The organism is Exiguobacterium sp. s129 (assembly GCF_018617585.1).
GTDB classification, from domain to species: Bacteria; Bacillota; Bacilli; order Exiguobacteriales; family Exiguobacteriaceae; genus Exiguobacterium; species Exiguobacterium aestuarii_A.
On the sequence record NZ_JACSKL010000006.1, the window covers coordinates 144,157 to 163,841 of the forward strand.

At 44.5% G+C, this 19,685-nt stretch carries 22 protein-coding genes, 1 tRNA gene, 2 pseudogenes and 2 riboswitches; of the genes and pseudogenes, 13 read left to right on the forward strand and 12 right to left on the reverse strand.

Annotated features, from left to right (window positions below; genetic code table 11):
- Positions 1-6 precede the first annotated feature (6 nt).
- Positions 7-107, reverse strand: a riboswitch (TPP riboswitch).
- Between the two features lie 59 nt (positions 108-166).
- From KNO92_RS08950 to KNO92_RS08960, 3 genes are all read right to left on the reverse strand, one after another.
- The gene (locus tag KNO92_RS08950; RefSeq protein ID WP_214692566.1) at positions 167-1,366 is read right to left on the reverse strand and encodes a GTP-binding protein; all 1,200 of its coding nucleotides are present in this window, start codon (positions 1,364-1,366) and stop codon (positions 167-169) included.
- A 111-nt stretch (positions 1,367-1,477) separates the two neighbouring features.
- Entirely contained in the window at positions 1,478-1,744 is a 267-nt protein-coding gene (locus KNO92_RS08955; protein WP_214692568.1) for a hypothetical protein, read from the reverse strand.
- 12 nt (positions 1,745-1,756) lie between these two features.
- On the reverse strand, positions 1,757-2,638 hold the full coding sequence (locus tag KNO92_RS08960) for an SMP-30/gluconolactonase/LRE family protein (protein WP_214692570.1): 882 nt from the start codon (positions 2,636-2,638) through the stop codon (positions 1,757-1,759).
- A 139-nt stretch (positions 2,639-2,777) separates the two neighbouring features.
- Here KNO92_RS08960 and KNO92_RS08965 point away from each other — a divergent pair, with 139 nt between their 5' ends.
- Complete coding sequence (locus KNO92_RS08965; RefSeq protein ID WP_353047397.1) at positions 2,778-3,386, forward strand: class I SAM-dependent methyltransferase; 609 nt, start codon at positions 2,778-2,780, stop codon at positions 3,384-3,386.
- 38 nt (positions 3,387-3,424) lie between these two features.
- On the opposite strand, the gene rlmN is transcribed toward KNO92_RS08965, so the two are convergent.
- Both rlmN and KNO92_RS08975 read right to left on the reverse strand, forming a co-directional pair.
- Positions 3,425-4,486 carry a dual-specificity RNA methyltransferase RlmN gene (gene rlmN / locus KNO92_RS08970; RefSeq protein ID WP_214692573.1) on the reverse strand — a complete coding sequence of 354 codons (1,062 nt, stop codon included), beginning with the start codon at positions 4,484-4,486 and terminating at the stop codon, positions 3,425-3,427.
- Positions 4,487-4,551: 65 nt separating this feature from the next.
- Positions 4,552-5,958: an amidase family protein gene (locus tag KNO92_RS08975; protein ID WP_214692574.1), complete on the reverse strand. Its 1,407-nt coding sequence runs from the start codon at positions 5,956-5,958 to the stop codon at positions 4,552-4,554.
- 113 nt (positions 5,959-6,071) lie between these two features.
- Between KNO92_RS08975 and KNO92_RS08980 the strand changes: the two genes are divergently transcribed.
- The 5 genes from KNO92_RS08980 (at position 6,072) to KNO92_RS09000 (ending at position 8,326) form a co-directional block, all read left to right on the forward strand.
- Positions 6,072-6,233 carry a hypothetical protein gene (locus KNO92_RS08980; RefSeq protein WP_214692576.1) on the forward strand — a complete coding sequence of 54 codons (162 nt, stop codon included), beginning with the start codon at positions 6,072-6,074 and terminating at the stop codon, positions 6,231-6,233.
- 44 nt (positions 6,234-6,277) lie between these two features.
- Positions 6,278-6,377, forward strand: a riboswitch (SAM riboswitch).
- 67 nt (positions 6,378-6,444) lie between these two features.
- Entirely contained in the window at positions 6,445-6,969 is a 525-nt protein-coding gene (msrA, locus tag KNO92_RS08985) for a peptide-methionine (S)-S-oxide reductase MsrA (RefSeq protein ID WP_214692578.1), read from the forward strand.
- A 101-nt stretch (positions 6,970-7,070) separates the two neighbouring features.
- Positions 7,071-7,592: a DM13 domain-containing protein gene (locus tag KNO92_RS08990; RefSeq protein WP_214692580.1), complete on the forward strand. Its 522-nt coding sequence runs from the start codon at positions 7,071-7,073 to the stop codon at positions 7,590-7,592.
- A gap of 145 nt (positions 7,593-7,737) precedes the next feature.
- Complete coding sequence (locus tag KNO92_RS08995; protein ID WP_214692582.1) at positions 7,738-7,995, forward strand: hypothetical protein; 258 nt, start codon at positions 7,738-7,740, stop codon at positions 7,993-7,995.
- Between the two features lies 1 nt (position 7,996).
- Positions 7,997-8,326, forward strand: a complete 330-nt coding sequence (locus tag KNO92_RS09000; protein WP_214692583.1) for a DUF6678 family protein — start codon at positions 7,997-7,999, stop codon at positions 8,324-8,326.
- Positions 8,327-8,844: 518 nt separating this feature from the next.
- Here KNO92_RS09000 and KNO92_RS09005 read toward each other — a convergent pair.
- On the reverse strand, positions 8,845-9,453 hold the full coding sequence (locus KNO92_RS09005) for a CPBP family glutamic-type intramembrane protease (RefSeq protein ID WP_214692585.1): 609 nt from the start codon (positions 9,451-9,453) through the stop codon (positions 8,845-8,847).
- 314 nt (positions 9,454-9,767) lie between these two features.
- Here KNO92_RS09005 and KNO92_RS09010 point away from each other — a divergent pair, with 314 nt between their 5' ends.
- The 4 genes from KNO92_RS09010 to KNO92_RS09025 all read left to right on the forward strand — a co-directional run bounded on the left by KNO92_RS09010 (position 9,768) and on the right by KNO92_RS09025 (position 12,350).
- Positions 9,768-10,109 (forward strand): DMT family transporter, encoded by a 342-nt coding sequence (locus tag KNO92_RS09010; RefSeq protein WP_214692587.1) that lies wholly within the window; start codon positions 9,768-9,770, stop codon positions 10,107-10,109.
- A complete protein-coding gene (locus KNO92_RS09015; RefSeq protein ID WP_214692590.1) occupies positions 10,109-10,423 on the forward strand; it encodes a DMT family transporter in 315 nt (104 codons plus the stop codon). The genes KNO92_RS09010 and KNO92_RS09015 overlap by 1 nt, the downstream gene beginning before the upstream one ends.
- Positions 10,424-10,510: 87 nt before the next feature.
- Complete coding sequence (locus KNO92_RS09020) at positions 10,511-11,665, forward strand: cation:proton antiporter (protein ID WP_214692592.1); 1,155 nt, start codon at positions 10,511-10,513, stop codon at positions 11,663-11,665.
- Positions 11,666-11,747: 82 nt separating this feature from the next.
- Positions 11,748-12,350, forward strand: a complete 603-nt coding sequence (locus KNO92_RS09025) for a TetR/AcrR family transcriptional regulator (protein WP_214692594.1) — start codon at positions 11,748-11,750, stop codon at positions 12,348-12,350.
- A 280-nt stretch (positions 12,351-12,630) separates the two neighbouring features.
- Here KNO92_RS09025 and KNO92_RS09030 read toward each other — a convergent pair whose 3' ends face one another.
- From KNO92_RS09030 to KNO92_RS09045, 4 genes and pseudogenes are all read right to left on the reverse strand, one after another.
- Positions 12,631-12,777 carry a hypothetical protein gene (locus KNO92_RS09030; protein WP_214692596.1) on the reverse strand — a complete coding sequence of 49 codons (147 nt, stop codon included), beginning with the start codon at positions 12,775-12,777 and terminating at the stop codon, positions 12,631-12,633.
- A 67-nt stretch (positions 12,778-12,844) separates the two neighbouring features.
- Entirely contained in the window at positions 12,845-13,603 is a 759-nt protein-coding gene (istB, locus tag KNO92_RS09035; protein ID WP_214692598.1) for an IS21-like element helper ATPase IstB, read from the reverse strand.
- Positions 13,600-15,142, reverse strand: a pseudogene (istA, locus tag KNO92_RS09040) (IS21 family transposase). Before istA ends, istB begins: the two are co-directional and overlap by 4 nt.
- A 156-nt stretch (positions 15,143-15,298) precedes the next feature.
- Complete coding sequence (locus tag KNO92_RS09045) at positions 15,299-15,532, reverse strand: hypothetical protein (protein ID WP_483297450.1); 234 nt, start codon at positions 15,530-15,532, stop codon at positions 15,299-15,301.
- A gap of 145 nt (positions 15,533-15,677) precedes the next feature.
- On the opposite strand from KNO92_RS09045, the gene KNO92_RS09050 reads away from it, so the two are divergent.
- Both KNO92_RS09050 and KNO92_RS14830 read left to right on the forward strand, forming a co-directional pair.
- On the forward strand, positions 15,678-16,544 hold the full coding sequence (locus tag KNO92_RS09050) for a hypothetical protein (RefSeq protein WP_251127092.1): 867 nt from the start codon (positions 15,678-15,680) through the stop codon (positions 16,542-16,544).
- 57 nt (positions 16,545-16,601) lie between these two features.
- Positions 16,602-16,814: pseudogene (locus tag KNO92_RS14830) on the forward strand (HNH endonuclease); the annotation flags it as partial.
- A 1,106-nt stretch (positions 16,815-17,920) separates the two neighbouring features.
- Here KNO92_RS14830 and KNO92_RS09055 read toward each other — a convergent pair.
- Together KNO92_RS09055 and KNO92_RS09060 are read right to left on the reverse strand one after the other, a co-directional pair.
- Positions 17,921-18,343, reverse strand: coding sequence for an SRPBCC family protein (locus tag KNO92_RS09055; RefSeq protein ID WP_214692609.1), 423 nt, complete (start codon positions 18,341-18,343; stop codon positions 17,921-17,923).
- Positions 18,344-18,544: 201 nt separating this feature from the next.
- A complete protein-coding gene (locus tag KNO92_RS09060; RefSeq protein ID WP_214692611.1) occupies positions 18,545-19,408 on the reverse strand; it encodes a GRP family sugar transporter in 864 nt (287 codons plus the stop codon).
- A 123-nt stretch (positions 19,409-19,531) separates the two neighbouring features.
- Between KNO92_RS09060 and KNO92_RS09065 the strand changes: the two genes are divergently transcribed.
- Positions 19,532-19,604: transfer RNA gene (locus tag KNO92_RS09065), tRNA-Ala, on the forward strand.
- The last annotated feature ends 81 nt before the right edge of the window (positions 19,605-19,685 follow it).

Below are 19,685 nucleotides of genomic sequence, written 5' to 3' on the forward strand. Positions count from 1 at the left end.
TTGCATAGAGAAAGTGCCGCACTTCCTCACGCCAGTATTATCTGGATCGAGTTATAAGGGATCGGAGCCATGCTCTCATCTCAGCCGAAGCACCCCTAGTGCAGTCATTAATATGCGGTTACTTATGCAGTCACAGTATAGCGATGTTTTAATCTTTTGTAAACGGTCAATCTGAATATGTGACGAATTGACCTGTGCCCGGGAGCGGATCATGGAGCGTATCCCACGATGTTTCCATCTCCTCATCCGTCAACAAGCAAGCGTCAAGTGACCGCTCGACAGTCTCCCGGTCCATTCGTTGACCGATGAGGACCAATTCGTTCTGTCGGTCTCCGTACGGCTCGATGTAGTCTTCACGCAGTTCAGGTTCTGTTGCAAACATAGCCTCTCGTTCACTATCCGGAAGTGTCGCTAACCAACGACCCGCATGTTCGAGCGTTGATGCATACCCAGCCTGTGAAAACAGACAAGCGAGGTCGTTTCGTGTCGCAATCCATAAGAAACCTTTGGCACGAACGATTTCTTCAGGGTAATGTTCCATCCAATTCATCAAACGCTCAGGATGGAATGGTCGACGCCGACGGTAAACGAACGAACTGATGCCATACTCTTCCGTTTCCGGCGTATGTTCTTCCGACTCGAGTTCTTGAATCCAACCTGCAGCGCGCATCGCTTGGTCAAAATCGAACAACTGGACGTCTAGTAGGTCGTCTAACACCACATTCGAGTAGGTCGAGGTCAACAACCTTGCGCTCGGATTGAGCGTTTTCAGTAAGCCCTTCATCTCCTGCAGTTCTTCTTCAGATACCCTGTCCGCCTTGTTCAATACGATGATGTCCGCAAACTCGACTTGGTCGACGAGAAGGTCGACGACTTCACGTACGTCACCTGTATCGACGGCTTGTTGGCGTTCCATAAGCGATTCACCGGAATTGAAATCTTTGAAGAAGCGGTACGCATCGACGACAGTGACCATCGCATCGATATAGACACGGCTCGTCAAATCGATCCCGAGCGCGTCGTCGGCATACGTGAATGTCTGCGCAACGGGAATCGGCTCTGAAACCCCAGAAGACTCGATGATGATGCCATCGAGCTCGCGATCTTTCGTTAATTCATAGACGGCTGTCAACAAATCTTCTCGGAGCGTGCAACAGATGCATCCGTTCGAGAGCTCGACTAGCTTTTCATCGGTCCGGGAGAATCCTCCCTGCTCGATCAACTTTTCATCGATATTCAGTTCACTCATGTCGTTCACGATGACCGCATATTTCTTATGATCTCGGTTATGTAAGATGTGGTTAAGCAGCGTCGTCTTGCCGCTACCAAGATACCCCGAGAGTACTGTAATTGGAATACGTTTCATAATATATCCTCCATTTAAATCGTAATGATTACTTTTTATATAATGAAATGGTAACATCTTTTTGTCAACAAAAAAACACGTCCATCGACGTGTTTTTGAACGTGTGGGTATTTATTCTTCAAGTGCCCTTCTTTCGGCTTCCGAGCGCGGATAAGCGTTCGCCTGCCATTCAGCCCGATAAATCGAGTCGAGTTGAGTCAATCCGACCTCGTCCTCATCTTTGTCTGAATCGACGCTCGGCACCTCATCCCACTTCGGGTCGAGGTAAGAATGGTCTTCTTCACGCGCTCGGTTTTCTTGTAACTTTTGAATCCCCATCTTAACTGCTGCTGCAACTGCCAACCCAATACCTGCTCGAACCAACAGTCGTTTCACCATCGTATTTCCTCCTCAGCGACCGAAACGATACAATGGCATCCCTTTCACTTCTGTGTCGACGATAAATACTGATCCCGCATCCGGATATTCGGAAAGCGCCTCCTCATCCATTCCTTCGCGAGCCGTCGTGATGGCTAATCGATTAAGCCCATCCCCGATAAAGGCGCATGAGGTGACATTCGGTGCAGGAACATGCACTTCCAATAATTTTTTACCTGTCGACGGGTCCCAACGTGACACTCTTCCACCAGCATAATGTGCAACCCATAGACAGCCTTCAGAGTCGGACGTCATCCCGTCAGGAAAGCCCTCTTCCTCTGAAAAATCAATTACGACCTCTCCGTTCGAGAGCGTTCCTGACTTCAAATCAAAATCATATTTCCGAATTTTTTCAGTCGGTGTATCGATATGGTAAAAAACGGAATGGTCAGGAGACCATGTCAACCCGTTCGAAAGTGTCAATTCATCCATGAGTGATGTCGTCGTTCCATCTCGATCGACTCGATACAATGTCGCTTGGTTTTCTTCATCCTCAAGATGGAGCGTACCTGCGAAAATACGACCATATGGATCGGCTTTCCCGTCGTTGAAACGTAATCGACCATCAGGGTCATCCAGCTCGACAATCTTATTTAGATCTCGATTAATTTCATCCCATTCATAGATTCCATCTTTCAATCCAAGGACGACACCGTCCGTAACTTTTGGTATGACAAAACCGACCTGTTTTCCGACCTCGAATGAAGAAATCTCGTCTTCTCGCTCGTCATACCACCATAACGTATGACCCTCGATATCTACCCAATAAAAACGCTTTAACTCAGCATCCCAACAAGGACCTTCACCAAGCGTATTTCGTACCCGAATCCATAACGACGCATCTACTCTCTCCATTACTTAGCCTCCACTCTATCCATTAGTTCAGAAATCTATTCCCTTCTCCCATCTGGACTATGCATGAATTCGGAAAATCGTGATGGATTTTCACCGTCACTGGTTCGATTTGCTATAGTGAAAGAAAAGTAGAGAGGAAGTGAATGTCTTGTCTAAATGGGATGAACGATTTAGCTCGGAGGATTATGTGTATGGGACAGAGCCGAACGAGTTTTTACAAGAATGGATCACCTCTCATCAGATCGAAGGAAAACGTGTATTGGCCATCGCTGAGGGGGAAGGTCGAAACGCAGTCTGGCTCGCCACGCTCGGCTTCGACGTCGAGATGTGGGACACTTCGAAAGTGGGACTCGAAAAAGCGAAGCGCTTGGCGACTTCACGAAACGTCTCCCTTCAGACGAAACAGATTGACTTGAATGAAGCGGTCTGGTCGCAAGATACGTATGACCTAGTCATCTGTATCTTCGGCCACTTTCCACCACAAGTCAGAGAAAAGGTGCTCGCCGGTATTCAAAAAACACTACGACCTGGTGGCGTATTTCTGACTGAAGTGTACTCTACAAATCAACTCGCTTACGGGACAGGCGGACCAAAAGACGTCTCACTTCTGTACACCGAAGAGATGTTCCACCAACTAGAGGACGATTTCATACCTATTCTTTTGCACGAGATGGTCGTTTGGCGAGAAGAAGGAACACTGCATCACGGCGAATCAGCTGTGATTCAATATGTCGGACAAAAACGATAAGCGAATGGCCTCCCCGAAAATTCGGAGAGGCCATTTGATTACTTCGCGCCTTCGACGTTCATATGCTTACTGCGGAGCTGACCGCAAGCTGCATCGATATCTGTCCCATGTTCGAGACGGACACCTGTGTTGACACCACGCTTTTTCAAGATATCATAAAACGCCATGATATCTTCCGGTGTGCTTCGCTCATATTGGATATGCTCGTTGACAGGATTATATGGAATCAAGTTGATGTAAGACTTGTCCTTGATGTCTTCAATCAAGTCCGCGAGTTCTTCCGCATGTTCCGGTAAATCGTTCACTTTCGAGAGCAAGATATACTCGAATGTGATCCGCTTATTCGTCTTCTCGACGTAATAGCGAATCGACGGCATGAGTTTATCAAGCGGGAACGCCCGGTTGATTTTCATGATACGTGTGCGTAATTCATCGTTTGGCGCATGCAGAGAGAGCGCCAAGTTGATGCGTAAATCGAGGTCAGCAAACTTATAAATCTTGTCCGCAAGACCACTCGTCGACACGTTGATTTTACGTGGAGCGATTGCAAGACCACGCTCATCTTTGACGACGCGCAAGAAGTCGACCAAGTTATCGAAGTTATCGAACGGTTCACCGATTCCCATAACGACGATATGACTGACGCGGTCCCCTTCTCCTTCTCCATCGAGGAAATGTTGGACAGTCATGATTTGCTCGACGACCTCACCAGCCGTCAAATCACGTGTCTTTTTCAACAAGCCGCTCGCACAGAAGCTGCAGCCGATGTTACAACCGACCTGTGTCGTCACACAGACCGAGCGACCATATTTATGACGCATGAGCACCGTCTCGATATAGTGACCATCATGCAATTTAAGTAAAAATTTGACCGTCCCATCGCCCGCTTCTTGTTTGACGAACAGTTCTTGTGTCGAGATGACGTATTTCTCAGTTAAGTAATCGCGTACTTCGTCACGGACGTTCAGCGCGTCCATCGATTTGACTCGATCGATGTAGAGCGAGTCCCAGACTTGACGTGCGTGGAAGGCACCGTATCCTGCTTCCGTGCACTCGTTTGTGAGCTGATCGAACGTCAACCCGTATATAGATGATTTCATTCTAACCTGTCCTTTCTCTAATCCGCATACGTACCATTGTAGCGGACGTCAGAGACGGGTGCAACTTACGAATAATCTGGAGGCGTCGGTCGTGTGATGAACTGTTCGAACGCATAAGCGACACGAATCAAATCTCTTTCCGCAAAGCTCGTTCCCGTGAACGATAGACCGAACGGGGCCCCGCTCTCTTTTCGTTTATAAGGGACCGTGATTGTCGGGTGTCCTGCTTTCGCAGCCATGTCATAGTTCATGTCATGTGGCAGGACGATTGCGTCCAGTTTTTGCCCTTTTAATAGCTCATCCATTCCGTCCACTTTTGCGAGATGAACATCATCAATCCGACGGTCGAGATAACTAGCTTCGACAAGACGCCCTGAACGTGCATCTGACTGTTCAAAGATGGTCTGCCCGTGCGGAATCGATTCGGGGTGGTCCGCGTTCCATTCAATTAAGTCTGAAAGCGTCTTAAATGGAACAGTTGTGTTCGCAAGATACGCCTCAATCCCAAGCTTGAATTCATCAAACAAAATATCTGCCTGTTCTAATGCTGTATGCTTTGGTAACGTGATCTCGACGAGTTCAACCTCGGCTTGACGCAGCAATCGAAGTGCCTGTTCATACAAACCGACTTCTTCGTCTGAAATATTTGGCTTGATAAATCCGACACGCATCCCGACCGCTTGACGGACATCGAGACATGTCACATAAGGCGGTCCGACTGGAGTTTCCCATGTCGCAGGATCAGCCGAATCTTCACCACACATTGTCTGTAACGCAACGACCGCATCACGAAGGGTACGCGCCATCGGTCCAGCCGTATCCTGAGAACGTGAGATCGGAATGATTCCTGAACGACTGATCAAGCCGACGGTCGGCTTGATTCCGACGATACTATTATGCACACTCGGGTGTACAATCGAGCCGCTCGTCTCAGATCCAACGGCAAGTAGTGTCAAGTTCGCCGCAACCGCCGAAGCCGATCCAGAACTCGATCCCCCGACATCTAATTGGTCGCCATAAGGGTTCTTCGTTTGTCCGCCAACAGCACTCCAACCGTTCGGCATATCTTCCGTTAAAAAGTTCGCCCACTCGGACAGGTTCGCTTTTCCAAGAATGATGGCCCCGTCATCCCGTAATCGTTTCACGAGCTCGGCATCTCGACCTGCAAAATGATGTCGCATGGCGGCGGCACCTGCTGTCGTACGCATCAGACCGGCTGTCTCGATATTGTCCTTAATTAAGACGGGGATGCCGAGGAGCGGTTTGCGTACTCCTTTTTTATAGGCCCGGTCTGCCGCCTCTGCCTCGAACAGGGCGTCCGGATTTACCTGGATGACGGCATGAAGTCGCTCATTATATGCAGCAATCCTTCTAAGATAATACGCAGTTATGTCTCGTGCCGTGAATTGTCCTTCTTTATACCCACGATGTGCACGTTCAATCGTCAGTTCATGTAATTGGATTTCTTCCATCCTACATTCCTCCTTTATCTCTCCCACTTTATTCGTGCTCTATGCCTGATTTCCTTTTCGTATCGCCAAGTCGATGTGTTCTTGTTACACTTAAGAAAAAACAGGAGGTTCCTATGACACGCTCCTACATATTCGTGCTACTCGCTGTGTTCGGTCTATTTTTCTTGCAGTTATACGGAGAAAATGTGCCGTATGGTCCGTTCATTTCGATCGGGTTGATCGGATTCATCATCGTCTTGACGATTTTTCAGTTAAAGCGAAAACCGAATCATTGACGAAAGTATTTTGAGGGTGGTATGATGCTCTCACCAACTACATATCGATATCAAGAGTGAACGAGAGATCTGGCTCCATGACTTCACAGCAACCTGCCACAGGCAAGGTGCTACGACCAGCAAGGGAAACCTTGGACGATATGACGAGAGCGCTCATGTCATCCGACGTGAGCGTTTTTTTGTTGAAATACGATTTGGAGGGAACGACAGTATGGAAAAAGCAACATTCGCAGGTGGCTGTTTTTGGTGCATGGTGACACCATTTGAAGAATTACCAGGGATTGAAGGAATCGTATCTGGCTATATGGGCGGACATATCGACAATCCTACGTATGAAGAAGTCAAAACGGGAACGACTGGTCATTTAGAAGTCGTTCAGATCACATATGATCCATCTTTGTTCTCATATGAGCGTCTCCTCGAACTATATTGGATTCAAACCGACCCGACCGACGACGGTGGTCAATTCCAAGACCGCGGGCCTCAGTATGCCCCAGCCATCTTTTATCACACGGAGGAACAACGAATCGGGGCTGAAGCGAGTCGAGACGTATTGGCGGCAAGTGGTCGCTTCACGGCACCGATTGTCACAAAAATCACTCCGGCGACGACATTCTTCGAAGCGGAAGAGTATCACCAGGATTACCATAAAAAGAACCCGAAACACTATAAAGAAGACCGGGCCATCTCAGGACGGGACACGTTCATCGAAGAGAACTGGACCGAAACCGTATAACGGTCATTAGACGCGAATTTTAGCATTTGCGTCTTTTTATAAGCCCAATAATCGGGAAAAGGCTATTAATGGTTCATACATCCGAAAAGGAGGACTCATACATGAAAACTAGTACGAAACTCATCATCGGTGTGATCGGCGTAGCCGTAATCGCCGTTGCCTGGTGGCTCATCTCACCGCTTTTCTTGACAGAGACAGTCGATGAAGGATTACCACCGACAGCAGTTGAGACGCCTGCTTCAGAAGAAGAGACAGAGGAAGAGACAACCGAGACACCGGAAGCACAACCGAGTCAAACCGAAGTAGCGGGTGTGTTCATGGACGGGGAGAAAAATTATGAAACGACGGGCACGATTCGCTCCGTCGAGGCAGAAGACGGGACGTATCTCCGATTTGAAGAGTTTGAAACGACGAACGGACCTGATTTATTTGTCTATTTGACGAAGCCAGGACAAGAGACGTCCGAAGGGATTCGACTTGGAGCACTTAAAGGGAATACAGGAAACCAAAACTATTTAGTTCCGGCAGATGTCGATCTGTCAGAATATAGCACCGTAGTGATCTGGTGCCGTGCTTTTAGTGCGACGTTCGGGACGGGTGAATTGACTGAATCAAGTGAATAAACAGACTGAAGGGTGGCTGAATGAATCGGCCACCCTCTTTTTATTTGAAATCAGCTGAAAAAAACAATGATTCTTCATCCAACCTCAAATGAGAACATGCTATCATATATGTAAATAAGTGTAATTCAATTGAGGAGGTACGATTATGGAGCAGTCATTCTCACAACCATACAAACACTACTTTTGGAAACGTTTCTTTCTTTTCTTCATTCCATTGATGATGGTGGGCATACTATCCGAACCGACAATCATTCAAAATCCATTTGAAAAGCTCGAAGACTATGGAGAATTTGTGTTTTTCTTGGCAATTTATATCCTTGTACTCGGTGGATGGGCGGCGTTTATAACGTCGATTATGTGGCGTATTAGACAACGCAAGTTGAAAAAAGAGGAGAATGATTAAAATGAACTCTTATTACTCCCATCCAGTGATGAATAATACAAAGTGGGAAGAAATTAGAGAAGCAATATGCAATACTCCTAATCACTTCCAATGGCGGACAAAAGATATTGAAACCGGCTATATTACAATGTGGGATGCTGAGTGGTATTATCATTTCAGACTTGGGGACTACAAATACATTGAATGGTTAGAAATCAAGGCAGATACCGAGGAACTCCGAAAGAACCTTTTAGATATCCTTCAAAAAATTCATGTTCCTGAAAAGGTTTTTGAGGATGTTATTCGAGTTTATGGATATGTTGATACTGGATCATACGTTGACTATATTTAGTGTAACTCACTATGTTCAATTTACACTTTTCGCTCTTAATTTCAATAAGGACGTAAGCAGACGGCCCACATCCTTATTTTTGACTTTTCTCTTACACCCCGTGCCTCCCGTCAGAAAGGTCAACGAACATAGAGATGCGGCTTGTGAGCCAGCAGCTCTTGTTATCGGGTCGTCAGGGAGGCAGCGGTGCGATGAGCGACTTCGCCACGAGGCGTTAGACGCTCACGCATGAGCCCGGATCACCATTCCTTCTCCCAGGCCCCGTCCTCAGAGACTTCCCAATCCTCGAACCGATACTTGATGAGCCAATGGACATGCATCACCTCATACTCGAATACAGCCTTCGATAGCTCTGAAACGACGAAACTGACGTCTCTATCCGCCACCACCCATGTGCCATTAGATATACGCTCTTGATTAGACGCTCATAGATCAACACACGGGAAATAAGGCGATTTATTAAAAGCTTTAGTGGTTCATCACTAAAGCTTTAATAAATCTATAAATGTGTCTAATTATTACACAACTGCAGATAGAGCTATGAGGTCAATTATCAAGTGTGTAATCCATGATCCCCAAATGCTTCTTCCTGTCTTTAAATATACATAGTTGAGAAGAAGTCTCGCAAACCCTTGTAAAAGCAACACGTGTAATAGTGTAGAAAACAGGGAGCCATCCCAATAGGCAAACACATGTAACAGTGCGAATATAACAGCACTCAAGAGTGAACTCATTAAAGTAGAAACTCCTTTACTTCTCGCACCTTCTAAAATACCAATCCCTAAGAACTCCTCTCCGAATAACATAAAAGGTAAAATCCAAATGATTTGATTTAATTGGCCTACTGCCGGATTTGCAGCCCAATCAAATCCTAATAAAGTTACAGAAAATGAAACGATGATACTATATACAAAGTAAATAATTACTCCTAAAAGAATTAGCCAAATCTTTTTCGGAAAAGAAAACACTCGTTTATAATCTTGTCTAAATACTATGATCCAAGCAAAAGCCCCTCCAATGAAAAGTGCAGACCATGCCGCGTCAAAAAAATTGACTAAAAGAAACCCTATGAGCAATAACAGTGACCCAATAATCAGACCAGATGTATTGGTTCTCATTGTATCCATGTTTGTCCTCCGTTCATTTCTCCAATTCGCGCATCATCTCATAAACATACTTATTACATTTTTATTTCCCGGATTAAAAGTGAGAATAAACACAGTAAATGAAATATATATAATATAAAAAGTTACCGTTCATAAGGTGAAATAAATAGAGCGCGAAAAATTTTAATGGATTAAAGACAATTATCACTTGACCAAATTAAAAAAATGAGGTTCAATGAACTTACGAACGTTCGTAAGCTTTAGTTTGTTCGTCTCATTTTCTGTAGTTGTTAGTTACAATGCTCGTATTTGTATAAAAAGGAGTAGGATTCGAAATGAATAAAGGCTGGATATTAGTAATTGTAGGTGCAATTTTAGAAGTAGGTTGGGTTATTGGACTAAAACATGCAGATAGTATGACGACGTGGGGGCTCACAGCCATCGCGATTGTCCTATCTTTTTCGTTCTTAATCATCTCAACGTCGAAAATCCCCGTCGGAACAGCCTATGCTGTTTTCGTTGGCTTAGGAACCACTGGAACTGTATTGATGGAAATGTTGGTATTCGGATATCCGATTCAAATGACAAAGATACTATTAATTCTTGTCTTGCTGTCTGGGGTAATCGGATTGAAACTCGTAACTGGTACTTCATCTAAAGAAGGGGCGCGAAACTAATGGCATGGATTTTTCTGTTATTCTCAGGATTGTTTGAAGTGGTAGGTGTCACAGGTATCAACATGATATTAAAGAAAAAATCAGCAAAGTCTTTTCTCGTCCTCATCCTAGGTCTTGGTGGGAGTTTCGCATTGTTGAGCATGGCCATGCAGGATCTACCGATGGGTACAGCCTATGCGATTTGGACAGGGATTGGGACAGTTGGATCAGGGGTTGTCGGAATACTTTTCTTCGGGGAATCAAACAACTGGAAGCGGCTCGTATTTATGAGCATGGTGTTAACCGCGGCAATCGGACTCAAACTTATTAGCTAACAAAAATACTATCATCTTCTATCGTTCATAATAATATGCACGCATATGAAAATATCATTGAATGACGTATGTAAAGGGAGAAATATCATGTTCTTGTTACAATTGGTTCTAGTGATTCTATCAATTAAAATCGCAGGGCAGCTTAGCGTACGATTTGGTCAACCATCAGTTCTCGGTAAAATTTTAGTTGGAATTCTTTTAGGACCAGCACTATTAGGATGGGTTCAAGATGGGGAGGCATTGAAGGCATTTAGTGAGATAGGGGTTTTACTCTTGATGTTCCTAGCAGGGCTCGAGATGAACATGAAGGTGTTGAATGAGAATAAAGTATCCGCCACTTTTGTAGCAATCGGCGGAATTGTGTTCCCTATTCTATTCACATATATAGGTGCCTCGTTTTTTGACTTCACTTTTGAAGAAACAGTTTTTTTAGGGTTGTTGCTCTCTGCTACGTCGGTCAGCATTTCTGTTCAAACACTCAGAGAAATTGGCTGGCTAAAAAGTCGAGAAGGATCTACACTGATGGGAGCGGCAATCATCGATGACGTTGTAGTCGTCATACTGATTGCGATTGCTGTCAGCATATTCACAAGTTCATCCGAGACTAGTTTGTCGATGTTGTTCATGAAGAAGATTATGTTCTTCGTCATCATTGCACTTATGTCAAAGAGACTGGTTTCTCCGTTTATGAAGATTTTCTCTAAATTCAGAGTCACTGAAGCAGTGCTGAGCAGTGCATTAATCGTTTGTTTTTCATTCGCATATATCGCTGAGTATTTAGGTGTGGCAGGAATCATCGGTTCTTTCTTTGCCGGGGTTACGATTTCTCGTACAGCCTATAAGCAGGATATCGAACATAAAGTGGAAGCAATCGCGAACGGCATCTTTGTCCCATTCTTCTTTGTGAGTATTGGGCTCAGTGTCACTTTCAACGGTATTAACGAACAAATTGGATTCGTTGTCCTGTTTTCACTCCTTGCCGTCGCATCTAAATTTTTGGGAGCTGGGATTGGGGCACGCTTGACTGGTTTTAATCGACAATCGGCAATGGGGATAGGTGCCGGGATGGTTTCACGTGGTGAAGTCGCACTCATCTTGGTCTCAATCGGACTAGAGACTCGGTTGATTCCTATTGAGTATTTCACTGCGATTGTTCTGGTCATCATTGTTTCGACAATCGTTACCCCACCACTATTGAAGCGATTTTTCGGTGAGCGAACAGAATGTTTAATGACAGATTGATGCACAATGATAGACTATAAATATTCAGTGAGGTGGCAATTCAATTACTTCACGTATACCATTTAAGAAAAGGAGAGGTATGATGGGAGCCGAGAGATTAAAAGAAGTTGCCCTCAAACAATTTGCTCTGTATGGTTACGAGGGTGCATCATTGGCAATGATCGCGGAAGAGGTAGGGATTAAAAAGCAATCGATTTATGCTCATTTTAAGAGTAAGGAAGATTTATTCCTCCAAACATTTCGCGTTGCGGTTGATCGAGAAGTGGAATATATGACGGAGTTCATTCAACAGAAGGAGTTCGATACACTATCAACAATCCTCGAGACATTCATAGACGACTATCTAAAAAGATATTATGAGAATGACAATGCGAGTTTTTTCATGAGAACATCATTCTTTCCACCGCTAGAGCTTGAAAGTCTCATAAAAGTCGGAACAAACGAATATGTCTCAAATCAGGAATATCTGTTTACACAAATCTTTGAAAAGTTCCAAAAAGATTTAAAACCGGGAATTACACCACCTTCAGCTTCACTAGGGTTCTTGACGCTTCTGGATGGTCTTTTTGTCGAGATGCTCTACGGCGAACAAGATCGGTTGACTAGACGACGTAATGCGGCTTGGGAGATGCTCACTAAAATACTGATTGACAAAGCGACAAGTGAAGAAATCGTATCCATTTAATCAAGTATAGAATATATAAAAGTACGCCCCATAAATTTAATTTTATGGGGCGTATACTATCATCGACGCTTAGTATAAAAAAACATTCATTGCGAATCACCCACGCTAATGTTCTTGATTGTGACATGGCCCTTACGCTCCTTGCCTCCCGTCAGAAAGGCCCAGGAACATAGAGATGCGGCTTGTGAGCCAGCAGCTCTTGTTATCGGGCCGTCGGGGAGGCAGCGGTGCGATGAGCGACTTCGCCACGAGGCGTTAGACGCTCACGCATGAGCCCGGATCACCATTCCTTCTCCCATGCCCCGTCTTCAGACACGCCCCAATCCTCGAACCGATACTTGATGAGCCAATGGACATGCATCACTTCATATTCGAATACACCCTTGGAGAGCTCTGAGACCACAAAACTGACGTCTCCATTCCCCACCACCCATGTCCCATATAGATATATGTAGACGTCAAGTTGATTTTGACACTTTTTGCTCGTTTGCCTTTTACACTTCTGCCGAAAACAATGATTTCCGGTTCCTCATCCGATGACTGTCGTCATCACTATGTATGATTTCGACGCGATGGAGTAAGCGATCCAGTATCGCAGTCGTGATGCCTTGGTCCCCGATCAATTCGCCCCATTGATCGGGGCTTTTATTCGAGGTCAGGATGATCGAGCTGCGCTCATAAAGGTGGTTGACGAGATGGAAGAAGAGATTGGCTTCTCGTTGGTCCATCGCCATATACATCAGGTCATCGATGATGACCAGGTCCGAATCTCGCAACCTTTTTAACTGGATCTTCGACTTGCTTGAAAACTCTTCACTTTTTAATAGTTGGACGAGTTCACCCATCGTGACAAAGTATACCTTGAACCCGTGGTTGACCGCCTCGATTCCCAGCCCCACAGCCAAAAACGTCTTTCCGACGCCCGGAGGACCTAAGAGAATCAGGTTGTACTGTTGTTCAAGCCAGTTGAGTTGTTTCAACTGCTTCAGCTGTCGGGCGGTTAGTGCGGTCTGTTCCTCTAAATTGAACTCCGAGAGGGATTTGATGAACGGGAATCGGGCCCACTTCATTCGTCTCTCTAAACTTTTAGCGTCTCGTTTGGCGCGTTCATGGTTCGTGATGGCACTTAGAAATTCGATATACGTCCAGGAGGCCATTTCGGCCTCTCTCAAAATCTGTGGGAGGGCGTCAGCCGTCTCGGCGAGACGAAGCTGCCGAAAATCCAATTGTAACTCGGAAACGCTTTGACTCATTTTGTCGCCACCCCTTTCAGGATGTCGGTGTAGGCTTGGAGTGACCTCGTTGCGACCTGTATCCCGGATTTCTTCGGACGTTCGGTATCGGGTTTTAGATCACACCCATCGTCCGAGAGAATCGCAAGATAGTGGACCACGTCTCGGAAATCGTTGGCGCTGAACAGACTCTCTTGCGAACACTTTTCCAGTGCGGTCGTTAAGTGATTGGGATACATGGTCGCGACGTCCCTGATGATGTTGAACTGGTCACGTCGGTATCTCGGGTAGCGCTTTGAGAGCTCACCCAGATAATCGGACGCCGCCTCTCTGTCCTCGAAATAGGTGAGGACCTGTTGCTTCAGTTCTTCGATTCCTTTGGAACGATCCCGAAGGTGGTCACGGCTTTGAATCAGTTTTCCGCTCTCTTTGCTGACCCGGTGGTCTGCGATCACTTCTCCCTCGGGAGATTCGCGAATCAATAACCGTTCCTGTTCGGTCACTTCGAGGAACACCACCTTCTTCTTGACCGATGAATAGGTCTCGATTGGGACGGTGTAACGATTTGAGCGATAACGGATTGTGTTGTCCTTGCTGACGTTCCTTGCTATACTTTCGGTATGGATACTTTCGAAAGAGAGTAGCGATAAGACCGGTTGTAAGTGTTGTTTTTCGACGGAGAACACTTCAGCTGGTCTTTTTTTCGTTGTCTGATGGACGTTATGATTTCCTGTCCTCTCCAACCATCTCGTGGAACGGTCGTTCCAATCCTCGATATGCCGGTACACTCGGCTGTCCGCGAAGTTCCGTTTGATGTACTTCACGACGTTCTCGATCATACCCTTTGACTCCGGGTCGGCCCGACGACATAAGTGGATTCTAAACTTTCGTTCGTTCACGTAGGCTTGAAACTCATTGGTCAATAGGACGTCACCTGCGTTCTCATTGACTGCGATGAGGTGATCCTGGTCATAGACGATTTCAGAAGGACGCCCACCATAGAATTGGAATGCATTTTCGTGGCAGTGAATAGTGTCCTTGGTGGTGAACGGGCGTTCTCTCCATTCGACATACTTCATCCGAGAGTGCGCAAGTACGAACGCAATGAAATAAAGCTTTATCATTTTTCCATCTTTAGTCCGTTGTATGGTCTCACCCCAGTCCACCTGTATTTGCTTGCCCATTGGTTGTTCTGGGATGGCCTCGTAATGGCGGACAATCCTTTTCTTTTCAATCTGATAGATTTCTCGTATTTCCTTCACGTATGTCCTGACCGTGCTCGATCCGACCCGACAGGTCGGGATATCTTTCAAGTAACCAGTCATGTACTTGTGCGCTACTCAAATGCGGATACTCTTCCAACCATGCAATGATCCAGTCTTGGTAGGCATCGAGCTTCTTCTTTCGTGAGCAGGCTTTCTCGTCAAATTCATGTAGGGCATCTTCATATGTCATCTTCAGGTACTTATATACCGTCGGTCTCGATACCTTCAGTGCTGTGGCGATTTGAGCCACTTTCATGTTTTGCTGATACATTTGATGAATCTTGATGTGTAGCACTAACTTTTCCTCCAAATCCATTCCCTCCAGATAAAATAGCCTCAACTACTCTATCGGAGTTCTGTTCTGATTTTTCGGCAATAGTGTAAAATCGTATCGAGCAAAAACTGTCAATTTTATTTTAGCGTTCACAGTGTCGAAATCAGTACCTCGATATCATTTAATTAATTTTAGATACGCGACGAGGGCATCGCTCTTTCCTTTGTTTCCTCCGTCGATGATGATGTCCTCACCGTTCGGCATCTTGATGTAGATGGCGTCTCCCTGACCGATGTCGATGTAATGAACTTTGATACTCGAAGCTGCAGATACTTCACTATGTGGCATAACTAAAAATGCCCCGATAAATAGAGTTACTAGCCCCATTTTCATCATTTTCTTTTTGATCAACATATATCTCTCCAGTCATATTATGTTGTAAAATTATCCAGTTTATAACTTATTTTAATCCTTTAAATGTAATGAAACCTTATTTTTTTCAGGTTTACACTTTTTTGTATCAGATTATTCAAATTTTTTTAGGAGGAACGTATTTATGTTGAGACGTCCCATTGCAACAAATCGTCGTGATAAGCCGGTTGTAATTTTTAAAAACTATCAAGAATTGAAAGAACTTCCACATTTACAGGCAGCGGCGCTTTGGTTGAAAGACTATGCAGAATTGAAATCTAGACCGTATACCATTATTGAGAACGGAATGTATCTCGGAGAGACCTGGACATGGAATGGAGATCGCTATAATTTCACGACCGACGAATCGGTCCGACTCGAAAAACTACGAGTATGGAAAGAAGAAGGTCGAATCAAACAAGAGAAGGTCTTACCGACAGGATGTTGGACGTTTTTTTGTAATCCGAATAAATGGGCGATGGATCAGTTTCTACTCTCAGGTAAGACTAATGACAGTTTCTCTATTACGGCCTGGCAAAAGGACTGGTTCGAAATTGGACAGTTCGGTGTCATTCGGGTTGGGAATGATACCCGTTCAAGAGAACAGTTGAATGGACTTGAACGAATGTCACGAGGTATATATGCAATCGTACAAGTGACAGGATTACCCGAATATAGAAACGCACATGATCCCTATTACTATGAAGAGGAAGATAAGAAGCGATATCATGTTCCAATTCGTTATGTTTACTCGAATTATGAAAATCCGATTCGGTTGGATGATTGGGAACTTGAACCTTGCAAAGAGGATACGTATTTGATGAATGGATTCCAAGCCTCATCGATGCCCTTAAATTCTGCGACTTTTCGAGTGATTTGTGAGAAGTGGAATATAGGAGATGAGCTTAATTCTTTAGAATGGCCGGACATTAAAATCACAGAAGAACTAAACTCAGAGACGGTTTACGTCGAAGGAAGCGCAAAACAAGTGATCGTTAATGCATATGAGTGAAACAGTAAAGCTCGACAAGCATGTCTAGCTAAACACGGGTATGATTGTTCAGTTTGTGGCTTTAATTTTGCCGATGTATATGGAGAGCTTGGTGATAGGTTCATTCATGTACATCACCTAAAAGAAATACATACCATCAAAGAAGAGTATGTAGTCGATCCGATTCACGACTTGACACAGGTCTGTCCTAACTGCCATGCGATGCTCCATCGAAAATCACCACCTTATACGATGGAAGAGCTTCGAACAATTCTTAAACAAAATCATTAAAGAAGGTCACTAAAAAAATTAATATATGATACACGATTTCGACTTTATACTCATAAAATCGAAACTACGAATAGAACAGTGAGGGAACTTCGACAAGCCTGTAAAAGCTGAAGGAAAGGAAATGTAATTTAATCGAATAGCATATCTATTCTCCGGCCGTAAATTGATTGAAGGCAATATTGGAAGTTTGTCCGGATAACGGGAAACAAATATCATCAGTGATATCAATTATAGTGAAAATGGACCTGAATGAGTAAAATAAAGATTTCAGCCTCTCATTAGGTAAAAGCAGAGGTTGCAGCGTCAACCTGGACAGTAAGCAGAATTTTGAGAATAGGTATCATTGGCATCAATCAAGTATCAATACAAGAAGCGAAAAGTACCAGTTTTCCAATACCACTAGCTTAATTCCAATATGCGTGACAATGGTATTGAAAGACGGGTTGAGGAATGATTTATACATGAAAATTAAAACAATGATAATTGTATAAAAGACATCCTCTATAATTAAAAAGATCTCTTCATTTTGGGAACTTTATATAAAACCAAGTATTTTGAGTGTTGGAACGCTGTCTCGAAACGAATAATTTTTCTCTATTTTTATTTCATGTTGCAAACCATGTTCTTTCTTCTTGATGCTATCTTTATGCTTCCCGCTTTCTATAAGAGAGAAGCAACTCGAGGATCGATATAATTGTCCAGCCACAGTACCTTCTTGATGTTTTTTCGAAAACCTTAGTCGGTGGAAGGGCGACGTGTCCTTAGTTACATACGAACATCAAGTCACTAATGAGATATCTCTCACGTAGGATATCTATTTTAATCCAAAGTACCAACTCTCCACGCATGACTGTGCCAAAATTGAGAAAAAACATGAAACTAGGACCTTTTACCAAAATAAAGAGAGGCGTTCAACACCTATCCTGACAAAAAGTTTTCGTCCCGCAAAAACCCAACATCCTGTTGTCCTTTCGTAGTTATTTAACCATTTACTTAAGACCTAGGCTTAAGCAACGAGAAGCAACAGTCCTTCAAAAGAAAAAACGTACGTTTTTCATCCTTTTTAATGGAAAAGGAACCTGCTGTTCAAAGCCTACGTTTATCTTTTATACACTGTTCCCATTCGCATATCGAGTAAAATTGTCTAGAATGGCCTGCCATCCCTGTCGTTGCATTTCAACCGAATTCATCGATTCTGCATCAAACACCTCGACGATCTTTGTCTGATCACCTTCTGAAGCAAATGAAATTCTAACTCTCCGTTCATCGTCAAGACGATACTGAATGAGCTCATTTACTTTAACTTCTTCATACACTCCTTCAAAATCAAAGCCCATGCTTTGATCTTTTGCTTCCATCCGACTTCGAAATTTGCCGCCAATCCGTAAGTCGTTTTCCGCTTCGGTCGTATGCCAATCGTCAGACGCATGATTCCATTGTTTGATATGGTCAGGGTCTGTCCACAGTTTCCAGACTGTGTCGATTAGTGCATCGACGAGCGCTGATATCGTCACTACATTTGATTCCATGATTCGTTTCCCCTTTATTCTACATTTTTCTAATCAATCACGAATGCGCTGCCCCTCCTATATGACGAACGCAACATGAGATTACTTCCCTATCGGTCACATCATCTCCTGCTCTCCCTTAATATCGGTAATCAAAAAAAACCTGAATGGCACGCTAGCACGAGTGCGCATTCAAGGTTCTTATCATTTCATAATCGAAATTTAGCTCTTGGCAATCCCAAGCATAAATCCGGCAACGACAATCAAGCCAATCCCCATAAAGACATAGACGCGTTCCTTTGTCGTCTTCTCCTCTTTTAAGAGATAGATCCCACCGAGTGTCGCCACGACGACGTTCAATTGAGATAAAGCGAATGAAGTCGCAATCCCGACTTCTCCGCTCGAGACGAAGAGACCGAAGTTCCCGATTCCCCAGGCAATCCCGGCTAAAATATTCTTGAACGTACGTGGATCGATTTTCTTCACGTCCTTCTCACGGATACTGAAGAGAAGTGCTGCGATGAACATTCCGACCGATTGTGGAAGAATCGCGGTGATGCCTTCTACTTCAAAGTAGTTCGTCAAGACCGCATACGTGACGTAACCGATACTTGAAACGAATAAGACGAGTAACCCCTTTTTCAACGCACCGGCGCTATCTTTGTCTTTTTTCTGTTGATACGAAGTCATGGTCGCCCCGATGATAATCAAGACGAGCGCTGAGAACCCTAACCATAGCTCTGTTGTCGTCTGCCAGTCCCCGAGAACGATGACCCCAAAGAGAGACGTCCCGACGAGCTGCATTCCCGTACTAATTGGCATCGCTTTGGAGACGCTTAGGATTTGGAACGATTGGAACTGCAAATATTGACCGAGCGCCCAGAACGCCCCTGAGATAAATCCGGTCACGATGGCGAGTGTCGTGAACTCCGGTCGGAATACGAGGACAATCACGACCGCCATGATCATCGCTCCAATGGTCGTGCCGATTAACTGCTGAATCGGTTTTCCTCCCACTTTCGACACGATGAGTGGAATACTTCCCCACATGAGTGCCGGTAAGAGTGCCAAAAGAATCATTTCCATGAAGCACACCTGCTTTCTTAATATAACGTCTAACATGAAATTCCCACGTCTTCAATTTTATAAACCTAAATTGCAAAAGGGAATTGCCATGTCGAATACTACGATGATATAATGATTTCGAACGGGGCATTAGCTCAGCTGGGAGAGCGCTACGCTGGCAGCGTAGAGGTCAGGGGTTCGAGCCCCCTATGCTCCATTAATCTGTCACATCTCTTAAGAGATGTGACTTTTTTATTGGTATGGTGCGATTCAACCTTTATATGAACGGGTAATGAAA